At 68.8% G+C, this 10,952-nt stretch carries 11 protein-coding genes; 5 read left to right on the forward strand and 6 right to left on the reverse strand.

Annotated elements, in window-relative coordinates; translation table 11 throughout:
* The coding region (locus HUX53_RS23660) for an HAD family phosphatase (RefSeq protein WP_176405422.1) at positions 1–596 on the reverse strand (596 nt) is incomplete at its 3' end.
* Between the two features lie 22 nt (positions 597–618).
* Positions 619–738: a DLW-39 family protein gene (locus HUX53_RS40130; RefSeq protein WP_217711122.1), complete on the reverse strand. Its 120-nt coding sequence runs from the start codon at positions 736–738 to the stop codon at positions 619–621.
* 209 nt (positions 739–947) lie between these two features.
* Here HUX53_RS40130 and HUX53_RS23665 point away from each other — a divergent pair, with 209 nt between their 5' ends.
* The 3 genes from HUX53_RS23665 (at position 948) to HUX53_RS23675 (ending at position 3,883) form a co-directional block, all read left to right on the forward strand.
* Positions 948–1,157 (forward strand): hypothetical protein, encoded by a 210-nt coding sequence (locus HUX53_RS23665; RefSeq protein WP_176405423.1) that lies wholly within the window; start codon positions 948–950, stop codon positions 1,155–1,157.
* A gap of 17 nt (positions 1,158–1,174) precedes the next feature.
* Complete coding sequence (locus HUX53_RS23670) at positions 1,175–1,966, forward strand: SDR family oxidoreductase (protein ID WP_176405424.1); 792 nt, start codon at positions 1,175–1,177, stop codon at positions 1,964–1,966.
* Between the two features lie 123 nt (positions 1,967–2,089).
* Positions 2,090–3,883 carry a M64 family metallopeptidase gene (locus tag HUX53_RS23675; protein WP_176405425.1) on the forward strand — a complete coding sequence of 598 codons (1,794 nt, stop codon included), beginning with the start codon at positions 2,090–2,092 and terminating at the stop codon, positions 3,881–3,883.
* Positions 3,884–3,904: 21 nt separating this feature from the next.
* Here the strand turns inward: HUX53_RS23675 and HUX53_RS23680 are convergent, their stop codons facing one another.
* The 4 genes from HUX53_RS23680 to HUX53_RS23695 form a co-directional block, all read right to left on the reverse strand.
* Positions 3,905–4,882 carry a DMT family transporter gene (locus HUX53_RS23680; protein WP_176405426.1) on the reverse strand — a complete coding sequence of 326 codons (978 nt, stop codon included), beginning with the start codon at positions 4,880–4,882 and terminating at the stop codon, positions 3,905–3,907.
* A 737-nt stretch (positions 4,883–5,619) separates the two neighbouring features.
* A complete protein-coding gene (locus HUX53_RS23685) occupies positions 5,620–6,552 on the reverse strand; it encodes an AraC family transcriptional regulator (protein WP_309237398.1) in 933 nt (310 codons plus the stop codon).
* Positions 6,509–6,742 (reverse strand): hypothetical protein, encoded by a 234-nt coding sequence (locus HUX53_RS23690; protein WP_176405427.1) that lies wholly within the window; start codon positions 6,740–6,742, stop codon positions 6,509–6,511. Before HUX53_RS23690 ends, HUX53_RS23685 begins: the two co-directional genes overlap by 44 nt.
* Positions 6,743–8,087: 1,345 nt before the next feature.
* Positions 8,088–8,798 carry a VOC family protein gene (locus HUX53_RS23695; RefSeq protein ID WP_176405428.1) on the reverse strand — a complete coding sequence of 237 codons (711 nt, stop codon included), beginning with the start codon at positions 8,796–8,798 and terminating at the stop codon, positions 8,088–8,090.
* A 224-nt stretch (positions 8,799–9,022) separates the two neighbouring features.
* On the opposite strand from HUX53_RS23695, the gene HUX53_RS23700 reads away from it, so the two are divergent.
* A complete protein-coding gene (locus HUX53_RS23700) occupies positions 9,023–9,904 on the forward strand; it encodes a dioxygenase (protein ID WP_176405429.1) in 882 nt (293 codons plus the stop codon).
* A 496-nt stretch (positions 9,905–10,400) separates the two neighbouring features.
* Positions 10,401–10,610: a hypothetical protein gene (locus tag HUX53_RS23705; protein WP_176405430.1), complete on the forward strand. Its 210-nt coding sequence runs from the start codon at positions 10,401–10,403 to the stop codon at positions 10,608–10,610.
* Positions 10,611–10,952 lie beyond the last annotated feature (342 nt).

Here is a 10,952-nt window from a genome sequence, read left to right on the forward strand (position 1 = left end):
GGGCCGGTGAGGACGCCCGCGGCGATGGCGGCGCCGGCGCGGCGGCCGGACAGGAGGGCGGGGGCGGTGGCGGCGCAGACGGCGATGTGGCGGACGTCGTCCACGCCGAGGCGCAGGGCCGCGGTCAGGACGAGGTCCGGGTAAGGGCGGTCGCGGGGGACGTCCTCGGGGCTGAGGGTCAGGTCGGCGCGGTCCCACCAGTCGAGGGCGTCGAGGACGCGGGCCTGGGTGCGGCGGCCGAAACCGGTGAGCAGGCATACGCGGACGCCGGAGCTGCGGAGGTGCTGCAGGGCGTCGCCTGCTCCGGGCACGGGAAACAGGCCGCGCCGGTCGACGAGCTGTCCGTAGGATCGCTCGAACGCCAGGTGCGCGGCCTGGGCGCGTGGTTCGTCGAAGAGCGCGCGGAAGATGGCGAGCTCGGATTGGCCGCGCGCGTCCTCGAAGTGGGCGATGGCACGTCGGAACGCCGCCGTGCCGGAGACGATCCCCAGGGTGGCGATCGCCTCGGCGAAGGCGGTTTCGACGGTGTCACCGTCCGCGACGGTGGTCCCGGCGAGATCGATGCAGGCGACGGTGATCGGTGCCGCGTCGCTCACGCCGGGGCCTGTCGCCGGCGTGTCAGCTGTCGGACGACGTGGCCTCGGTCCACAGGTCCAGCTCGGCGCGGTCCTGCTGCATCCGGCGCCAGACGGCGAAGCCGCCGAGTGCGACAACGGCGAGAATGAGCAGCTTCTTCACGGTGGGACCCCTTCACCTCGACTATGAAGTCAAAACCCGGGGATGTGCCGATCAGTATCTGCTTCCCCAGGCTCTCCGCAGCCTAGCAACCGTTGCCGGGCGGTCCGCACCCGCTTCGCCGTTATCGGACTGCGCGTCCGATGGAACCGTCCCTCGCCGGGACGTCCGGACGGACGCATACTCCGAGGGGACGACCTTCGGGAGTGCCGATGGCAGAGGACGACTTCCACCGCTGGGAACGTGAGTTCGATCCGCGCGAGGCGGAGGAGGGCGGGTCCGGGGGCCGGGCACTGGTGCTGATCGCGGGGGTCACCGCGGCGGGGTGCACCGCGCTGATCGTGCTGGGGGACGTGCCGCTGGGCGCGGCCGGGCTGGTGCTGTCGTCGATCGTCCTGCTGCTGTGGCGGATCGGGATGTGATCCGCCATGATCTCGGCATGGAGCTGCGCGGAGCGAACGTCCTGGTGACCGGGGCGACCGGCGGGATCGGCCAGGCACTGGCGAAGGCGCTCGCCGCGCGCGGCGGCCGGCTCGTGCTGACGGGCCGGCGGGCGGACGTCCTGGAGCCGCTGGCCGACCGGCTCGGCGGCCGCGCCATCGTCGCGGACCTGGCCGATCGCGCCGCGGCCGAGACGCTCATGGACGAGGCCGGACGGGTGGACGTGCTCGTCGCGAACGCGGCGCTGCCGGCGTCCGGGCTGCTCAGCGAGTACTCGATCACGGAGATCGACCGGACGCTGGACGTCAACCTGCGCGCGCCGATCGTGATGGCGAAGCTCGCCGCCGCGCAGATGGCCGATCGTGGCCGCGGCCACCTGGTGTTCGTGTCGTCGCTGTCCGGGAAGGCGGCGTCCGGGCATGCGTCGCTGTACAACGCGACAAAGTTCGGTATGCGGGGATTCGCCCTGGCGTTGCGGGAGGACCTGCGTCCGCACGGCATCGGCGTGTCGACCGTTTTCCCCGGATTCATCCGGGACGCGGGCATGTTCGCGGACGCCGGCGTGTCCCTGCCGAAGGGGATCGGGACGCGATCGCCGCAGGACGTGGCCCGTGCGACGGTGCGCGCCATCGAGCGGAACATCGCGGAGATCGACGTCGCGCCGCTGGGGCTGCGGCTCGGCGCCCGGATCGGCGGGATCGCCCCGGTCCTGTCGGCGGCCGTGCAGCGGCGCTCGGGCGGGCACCGCATCGCGGCGGGCCTCGCCGACGGGCAGCGCGAGAAGAGGTAGCGACAAATCCGGATACTCCGGCGATAATCCGGGCGTGTCCCGCTTGATCAGCGGGACGGGCCAGGCGCCGTGTCCGGCCGCACCCCCGCCCGCCGCGCGCGCCCCTCGCGAGGAGGTCTGCGCATGTGGACGGGCAGGAAGATCGTGATCGGGGCGGCGGCCGTGACCGTCCTGCCGCTCATGGCGGCGCCCGCCCGGGCGGCGGAACCGGCCGACGCGACGGTGGTGCCGATCCAGATCACCGGCGACCCCGCCAAGCGGTTCAACCTGGTGGTGATGGGCGACGGCTACACGCCGGCGGACATGCCAAAGTTCCGCGCGGATCTCTCCAAGCATCTGAACGACCTGTGGACGATCGAGCCGTTCAAGTCGTACCGCAGCTACATCAACGTGTACGCGGTGGAGATCCCGTCGGGTGAGTCCGGGGTCAGTTGCGACCCCGCACTGTCTTCGCCGCGCCGCACGACACCGTTGCGCATGGCGTTCTGGAGCGGGTGCCGGGAGGACGGCATTCAGCGCCTTCTCGTCATGGACTCTGCGGCGGCCAAGACGTACGCGGATCTCGTCCCAGGGGCGACGCAACAAAACCGGCAGATTCTCGCGCTCGCCAACAGCGACACCTACGGCGGTGCAGGCGGGACGTACGCGACAGCTTCCGGCGGCAACGCCATGTCGGCCCTCATAGCGCCACATGAACTCGGGCACTCGCTGGGCGGGTTGGACGACGAGTACGACTACTACCAGCGGGGCGTACCTGGCGGGACGTACACCGGTCCTGAGCCCGCCTCCATCCATCACACGCTGCTGACCGAGCACGAGATGAAGACGCAGAAGAAGAAGTGGTGGCGGTGGCTCGGCGAACGGAGCGAGTCCGGAGGCACCATCGGACGTTACGAGGGCGGGCTCTACTTCAGTAAGGGTGTGTGGAGGCCGAGCCGGCACTCGATGATGAAGACGCTCGGCTACTACTACGACCAGGTCGCGCGTGAACGGGTGACACAGCGGATCTCAGCCAAGGTCAACCTCGTCCAAGCGCACACGCCAACGGACACTCCCGTGGGCAACGACCGTGTTTTGTGGGTGGAAACGATGCATCCGGCCGGTCACCGGTTGTCTGTCACATGGACGGTCGACGGGAAGACCAAGGGGAAGGGGCCCAACCTCGACCTGTCCAGGCTGCACCTGAAGAAGGGGACGCACACGGTCAAGGTGACGGTCACAGACCCCACTTCCTTCGTCCGGGACCCGTCCATACGGTCGTCGGCCGCACTCACCCAAACCCGCACCTGGACGGTGGACACCAGCCTGAAAACGCCTCCGGCCACTGTGCCGGTCGACTTCAGCTCATCTACGCCGACCGACAAGCCGGTGGGTGCCAACTCCGTCGTGTACGTGGAAACGACCCATCCCGTACGGTTCGCTCCCAAGGTGCGCTGGGAGCTCGACGGACGACGCGTACACGGCGGCGACCGCGACATTTCCCTCGCACGCCTCCACTTGTCCAACGGCACGCACACGCTGGTCGCGCGGGTCGGTTCCAACAGCCGCGTGTGGACGATCGACGCGGAACGTCCGACGGTGGCCTTTGCGTTGTCCAAGGCCGCGCAGAGCCGACTTCGCCCTGGACACACGCCGGAGTACGTCTTCGACGGCCCGTTCACCATGCGGCTGACCGGGACTGACGACCGTCCAGGCGTGGTCGTCTCGGAGTTCCGCGTCGACGGCGACGGCTGGTTCAACTACTTCGGCTGGCCGACCGACTCGGCCGCCCCCTGGCTGTTCACCGCGGACGGTACCGTCATCGACAGCCTCACCTACGGCAAGCTCGGCAAGGGCCGCCACACCATCGAATACCGCGCAACGGACCCGTCCGGCAACACCAGCAAGCCCCAACGCTTCACCGTCACCCTCCACTGACCGTGCTGCCCTACTTCACCCCTAGATGTCGCCGGTCTGGGCGACCCCGGCCTGTGCACCCCCAGGCGGCACTTCGCCGGCCTGCACTTCGCCGGCCTGCACTTCGCCGGCCTGCACGTCGCCGGCCTGCGGGGTGTCGGGGGCCGGGGTTCGGTGGGCCGTGGCGAGGACGGAACCGCCGAGGATGAGCGCGAACGAGGCGATGATCGTCCCGGTGAGGGGCTCGCCGAGGAAGACGACCCCGGCGGCGACCGCCACGGCCGGGTTCACGTAGGTGAACACCATGCCGCGGGACGTGCCGACCTCGCGGATCAGCTCGAAGAACACGATGAACGCCAGCGCCGTGCAGATCAGGCCGAGGCCGATGAGCGCGGCCAGCACCCGTCCGCTCGGCATCGCGTCCGGCCAGGTGGCGATCGCGGGACCGGTGTAGACGAGCGCGGCGATGGCCAGCGCGAACGCGGCCATGTGCAGGCTCGGCAGGTCCTGGAGGCGCCGGGTGGCGATCATCGGGGCGATCGCGTATCCGACCGCGACCAGCATGACCTCGCCGATCGCCCACGCGCTGCCGCCGCCGAGATGCGGCCCGGCGAGGACGGCGACGCCGGTCAGCCCGACCAGCAATCCCGCCCAGCGCACCGCACCGAGCCGCTCGGCGTCGCCGGTGAGCCTCGCCAGCACCACCCCGACGATCGGGACGGCGGCGATCAGCAGCCCGGTCATCGAGCTGGTCAGCCGGGTCTCGGCGTCCGACAGCAGCGCCCACGGGCCGAGAATCTCCACCGCCGTGAAGAGCAGCAGCGGACGCCAATGCCGGCGGACCACGTCCAGCTGCCCGGACCGGAGCACCAGCGGGAGCAGGACGAGGGCGCCGAGCGCCGTCCGCGAGAACACCACCATGGGCACCGAGACGCTCTCGACCGCCACTTTGATCATCAGGTAGGGGACGCCCCACAGCACGCTCATCAGCGCGAACAGAATCCATCCACGGCGACTCAACACGACCTCCATTCCCGTCCACCGGTTGGGGCTCCCGTGCCCCCTGCCCACACCACTGCCGTCGGTCGGCGGCCCCTTCACGGCGACCGAGGAGGGCCCCGCCACGATCAGCAGGCTTGGCCGACCCCATCGGGGCGGACGTTGCCAGAATGCGGGACAGCGGACCGCACTGTCTTGAACGCTGTTGCGGTCCACACCCCACGATTACGGCGCCTGCGTCCGGCCCCATCTACAGATCCAGCGACGGCTGGATTCGGCCCCCGTTCAGGCAATCAGCGACGAGGATGAACTGATCACGGACGGGGCCAGAGCAGACCGCCACCCTCTTGACGCCATCGCGACGCACACCACGCAAGACGCCACGCCCGTGGTAACCGCCAACAAGGGCGACCAGCAGGCTTAGCCAACCCAACCGGACAGACGCGCCAACACCCAAGACGACGGGACCCGCGTGACGACAAGCGTCCGGTAACCGCCGGCGCTTCACCGGGACGGCAGACTCAGCCAACCCGACCGGACAAGCACGTCAACACCCAAGACAGCGGACCCCGCGTGACGGCAGACATCGGGTAACCGGCCGATGAAGGGCTTCCCCGCGACCGGCAGGCTTAGCCAACCCGAGCAGGCAGACGCGCCACCACCCAGGACGGCGGGCCCGCGTGCGGGCAAGGCGTCCGGTAACCGTTGGCGCTTCGACGGGACGGCTGGCTTTGCCGACGCGATCGGGCCAGCGTGGGTCAAGAGGTGGGGCGGTGGGTCTCGCTGTCTTGGACGCTGTTTCGGTAGGCGCCTGGCGTTACGCCTAGTACGCGGCGGAACCAGCGGGTGAGGTGGGCCTGGTCGGCGAAGCCGACGAGGGTTGCGGCCTCGGCCGGGCGGTGGCCCAGGTCCAGCAGGGCGCGGGCCCGCGTCACCCGGTGCTGGGCGAGCCACGCGTACGGCGGCATGCCCATCGCGTCGCGGAAGGCGCGCAGCAGTTGGTAGCGGGAGAGGTCCAGGTCGGCTGCCATCTCGGCGAGCGTCGGCGGGGCGGTCAGCTCGTCCGAGAGGCGGGCCGCGACCTGGCGTGCGACGCGTCCGGAGTCGGAGCGTCCGCGTTGCGGCAGCGTCCGGGGGCCATCCATGGCATGCCGCCGGACGAGGGCGCCGAGCACTCCGAGCAGCCGGGATTCGCCCTCTAGGGGGTCGTCGCCGAGCCGGAGGGCGCGGTGGGCCAGCCGCAGTTCCTGACCGAGGCGGACGTCGTCGATGATCGGTTCGCGGAAGTGCGGTTCCGCCGGCACGGGGCCGGGTTCGGCGGTCATCGCGGCGCCCAGCAGTTCGGCGCCCGGGTAAAGGCACAGGTAGGCGAACCCTTCCGGACGTGCCGGGCCTCCGGTGTGCGCCTCGCCCGGCTCCACCACGACGACGCTGCCGGCCGCCGAGTAGATCTTCTCGCCCCGGTAGCGCATCGTCTCAAGGCCGTCGACCGTCACGCCGATGGCGTACTCGTCATGGGTGTGCGGCGCGTAGTGGCGGCGGCCGATCCTGGCCGTCAGCAGATCGAGCGGCGCGCCCTGGATTCCGCCGACGCGGGTCCAGAGGGTTCGGTCGGCGGCCGCCGTACCGTCGCGACCGGGCCGGAGGTCAGGTCGCGAAGACGTGCCGGAGCCGCCAGCGATCCTGGTCACGACCCAGCTCCGCGACGACGACGCCTTCGGCGCCCGTGACACGTACCCGGTAGACCCTGCCCTCGCGGGCCGTCCCGTAGGTCTTCAGCACCTCGTCCACCGCGTAGCGCGACCCCCGCCACTCGTACGCGGTGAGCCGTCCCGCCGGGTCGTGCTCCGTCCGGACCGGCTCGTTCAGCAACTGCCCCATGGCGGGAGCGTAGCACGCCTTCGAACTGATGTTCGCAGGCCGGAGGGGCTTCCAGGGCCGGTGGCCCAGGCCATCGTACGCATGCCGGGACCCGTCGCGCCGGGCGTGGCGCGACACTCGGCTCACGTCTGGCATCGAGTCTGAGCATGTAGGCCATGGGCTCGACAACAGAGGCCGTCGTGGATCTCATCCCGCCCTCGCTGGACGGTCACCCGGGCGACTGGCGGTGCGTTGCTCGACGGTGATCCGCGGGCGGTGAAGAATCCGAGCCGTCGCGACGCGCGGAAGGCAGTAATCCACAGGCTGTGGACAGCGTTTGCGCACACCTACTCTTCCCTGGTGACGGGCGATCCGGAGGTTGCATCCACAGGCGGATCCCCAGAACAGCCGGGTTTTCCACGGTCTGTGCGGCGCATCAGGCGCCGTCCCCTCCATCATCCACGCGACTGGACCGCCCTCCACAGAATCCACAACCTGTGGATAACTTCTGTGCACACCCTGGGTACGACCGGCCGGCTCCACGTCCACCATTCTTCCCCAGGTCACCCCCAACCGGCTCACCTCGTTGTCCACGTCGTGGAAAAGCCGCTGACCTGGGCCAAGGACCGCCTTCGGTCACCGTTGCCCACATCCCGTTCACAGCCTGTGGGCGAATACCCTCCACAGGCGGGGCGCAGCGGTGGACAACGTTGCCCACCGATAATCCCCAGCCGCGTCCCCAACCTGCTCCCCTCCACACCCCTTGGGTGCCGGCCCCGCGTCTGTTGGGCGCTAGCGCATCGGCGTGGCCTCCTCCCACTACCGCTCTCACTTACCCGTCACGGTAGGAAGCCAGGTCACCCGGCTCGGCATGACGGAAGGCCCCAGTTCGCCAACGGCCCGGGGTGTGGTCACCGGCCCCGGCTGGCGGCAGCGGAACGCACGCCAGCCGCACCCGGCGTCACACCGCAGGCACGATGCTTGAGTTCAGAGAGCAGGAGGGGATCCCTCGATGAGGTTTCGGGACGCCCTTTGAGCACCGCGTCGACTTCCGCGTCGAGCCGGTCGGCCTTCGCCTGGTGACCGACTCTTCTGCTCCGCCCTGAGCTGCTCGAACGACGCCTCCAGATCGTCCAGCCAGCAAGGTTTCTCTACATGGGTGGACGGAACCGTAAGGCACAACGCTGCAGGCTTCGGGAATGAAGGCGTTGCCAGAGTCCCTGGCATCTCACAGCAGGCACGCGGCAGGTCACGATGCCCAGGGTTCAGGGAGCGGGAGCTGTCCTCCAGGTCGTCTACAGGGGTGGACGGATCTGTAAGGGGGACGCAGCAGCGATCAGGGTGGCGGTGGGCGCGCTGCTCGGGGTCAGGCGGTAGGGAGCTGGTCCTCCAGGTCGTCCAGCCGACGGAGGTCGTCTGTGTGGGTGGACAGATCCGTTGGGCGAATGGTGCGGGCTTCGGTGATGAGGGTGGCGGCTCGGGGCCAATCCTCCAGGTGGACGGCGGCTTCGGCCCGTAGGACCAGTGCTTTGAGGCGATCGGATGAGGTCAAGGGGTCGTCGGTGGTCAGCAGGCGGTCGAGGATACGGGCGGCGGCCCGGTGGTCCCCCTTCGAGTCGCCGCCCAGGAGCGCGGCCATGTGGAGGGCTTTGGCCACTCTTCCCTCCGGGATGGGTGCGTGCCCCAGTTCGTCCGAGATGGGTTGGCCGATGCGGAGTTGGAGGCCGTCTGGATCGCTGAGGAGGAACTGCCGGACGCCGTACGACATGTCCCGTAGTGCGCTGATCCTGGGCAGCCCGCGTGCGGGGACCCGGCCGAGTGTCTGCTTGAGGCCGCCGCGAAACGCCTCGTACAGGTCGTCCACAGCCGCAGTGACGATGTAGCACATGTTCATGGACGCGGCCGGATCGTGTTTCCGCCACCCGAAGAAGTGCAGCTCGACGTCACCGCGCCGGACGGCGACATAGGGGTTGGGACGCTTCTGCCAGGACGCCTGCTCGAAGCCGAGGGCCCGGTAGAACTCCCAGGTCGCTTCGATCGAACGGCACGGATAGATCGGAATCGCCTTTTCGCCCATGCCGGGAGCGTAGGTTGATCTAGGCCTATAGTCAAACTTGACTAGCTGCGGTGAGAGGGGCACTCGGTCTTGCGGACGCGTCGTCCACACACGCGGAGCCTCCCGGGTGGAGGATGGTGTGGCGGAAATCGTGGCCACGTCGGCCGCAGATGGGACTCAGTGCTGGGCCGTCGCGGACGGGAAGGCCCGCACTAGCCGCAGAAGTTTTCCACAGACTGTGGACAATGAGGTCGGGAGGCATCGTGGACTTCAACGAGCACACCGCCACGGAGGCCGTCCAGAACAGTTTCAGCGAGACTCCAGACGTACGCCTCCAGGAACTGCTGAACACGCTCACCCGCCACTTGCACGCGTTCGTCCGCGAGGCCAGACCGTCCGTCCAGGAGTGGGAACAGGCGATCGAGTTTCTCACCGCAGTGGGCCAGACCTGCACTGACACACGGCAGGAGTTCGTCCTGCTGTCGGACGTCCTCGGCGTCTCAATGCTCGTGGAAACCCTCAACGAACAGGAAGGCGGGACGGAGAGCACCGTCCTAGGCCCCTTCCACATGGTCGAGTCGCCACCGCGCGCGCTCGGCGACACCATTGACCTTGTGGGCGAAGCCGAACCATGCGTGGTGTCAGGGCGCGTTCTGAGCACCGACGGAACGCCGCTTCCACATGCAGAGGTCGACGTGTGGCAGTGCAACGAAAAGGGGTTCTACGACGTCCAGCAGCCAGGCTCGCAACCGTCCGGCAACGGCCGCGGGCTTTTCCGCGCCGACGCCGAGGGACGGTTCCGTTTCCGCACCATCGTGCCCAGCCATTACCCGATCCCCACGGACGGCCCGGTTGGACGGCTCCTCAAAGCCACCCGGCGGCACCCCTACCGTCCGGCGCACATTCACTTCATCGTCCAAGCCCCCGGATACATGCCGCTGACCACACACATCTTCGTAGCGGGCAGCCCTTATCTGGACTCGGACGCCGTCTTTGCAGTCAAGCAGGGCCTCATCGTCGACTTCGCAGAGTCAGACGACGAGGAGGCCGCCGCCCGCAATGGCGTCCAGGCCCCGTTCCGCCACGCCGAGTTCGATCTTGTGCTGAGCGCAGAGCGGGCGGCTTAGCCTGTGCGGACGTCCACCCTGCCCCGCTGGCGCCCGGTCAGCCCGGCGGAAAGGGAGTTGCTACGCACCTCGGACTGGCGTCCCTGGTCCCGGGCCTCCCCAACCAGCCGATCTTCTGTCCCGTCCGCAACGAGGAGTATGCGATCAAGATCGCCCGCGACTGGACCGTGCCCGCGCACGGCTCCGGTTAAGTGACAAAGTTCCAGGTGGACGCAGCCCTCGCCGAGCGCTACGCGATCCGGCAGGACGATCCTGGAACTGTGGGTGCCAGCCAGGGATCGAGCACATCGCCGGCAGCATCGAGGGCGTCAACGAACTCCACGCCACGCCCGAGAGGTGAACCCGTCCCGCTGCTGTGGACCTAGTTATCCACAACCTGTGGAGAAATGCCCTGACCCTCTGGATAACTTCTCCTGACCAGCCCAGACGAGCTCAACTCCCAGCGAACTCCAATCCACAGCTTCCCCAACATTCGCCCCGGTGATGTAGTCGTCCCATGCGCTCGCTTCTCATAACGCTCGCCGGGACGGCCATCGGTACATCGGCGGGAGCTCTCTGGGGCTACTACGGAAGCGGAGGCTACGAGTCGTCCGACAGCGCGATCGGCACCGGCCTCATGGGCGCCATCGTCGGCCTCGTGGCAGGCGCCGTGGCCGCAACAATCGGCCGCGCTAATGACCGCCGCCCACCGGACAACGACCCCTGACCGAAGCCCAATCGCGTCGCGCCCACCTCGGCGTCGCGTGAAAACTGACCTCCTCAGTGAAGGGGCTGGGCGAGATCCGCCGGTTGCACCGGGCTAAGGACATACCGATCAAGGTGATCGCTCAGCGCATGCGCGTCTCGAAGAACATCGTCAAGCGTGCCTTGGCGGTCAGGGAAGCCACCGAGAAGGCCCGCCGAGGGACAAAGGGCGTCCGGCCTGAGTTGGCTCAATTGGTTAGTGCGTGGCGCGTGGGGTTGAGGGCGTCGAGGATCTTGCGTTGGTGGGTGGTGATGGCGGGCGGGAAGGTCTGCTGGGTGCCGTTGATCGCGATGGTCGCGCTGC

The organism is Actinomadura sp. BRA 177, from assembly GCF_013372625.1.
GTDB lineage: Bacteria > Actinomycetota > Actinomycetes > Streptosporangiales > Streptosporangiaceae > Spirillospora.

What these genes read in the sequence shown, in the direction of transcription:
- HUX53_RS23665 (WP_176405423.1), top strand. Translation starts at nt 948, where the DNA reads ATGGCAGAGGACGACTTCCACCGCTGGGAACGTGAGTTCGATCCGCGC.
- HUX53_RS23670 (WP_176405424.1), top strand. Translation starts at nt 1,175, where the DNA reads ATGGAGCTGCGCGGAGCGAACGTCCTGGTGACCGGGGCGACCGGCGGG.
- HUX53_RS23675 (WP_176405425.1), top strand. Translation starts at nt 2,090, where the DNA reads ATGTGGACGGGCAGGAAGATCGTGATCGGGGCGGCGGCCGTGACCGTC.
- HUX53_RS23690 (WP_176405427.1), bottom strand. Translation starts at nt 6,742, where the DNA reads ATGGGGCAGTTGCTGAACGAGCCGGTCCGGACGGAGCACGACCCGGCG.
- HUX53_RS23695 (WP_176405428.1), bottom strand. Translation starts at nt 8,798, where the DNA reads ATGGGCGAAAAGGCGATTCCGATCTATCCGTGCCGTTCGATCGAAGCG.
- HUX53_RS23700 (WP_176405429.1), top strand. Translation starts at nt 9,023, where the DNA reads ATGAGGTCGGGAGGCATCGTGGACTTCAACGAGCACACCGCCACGGAG.
- HUX53_RS23705 (WP_176405430.1), top strand. Translation starts at nt 10,401, where the DNA reads ATGCGCTCGCTTCTCATAACGCTCGCCGGGACGGCCATCGGTACATCG.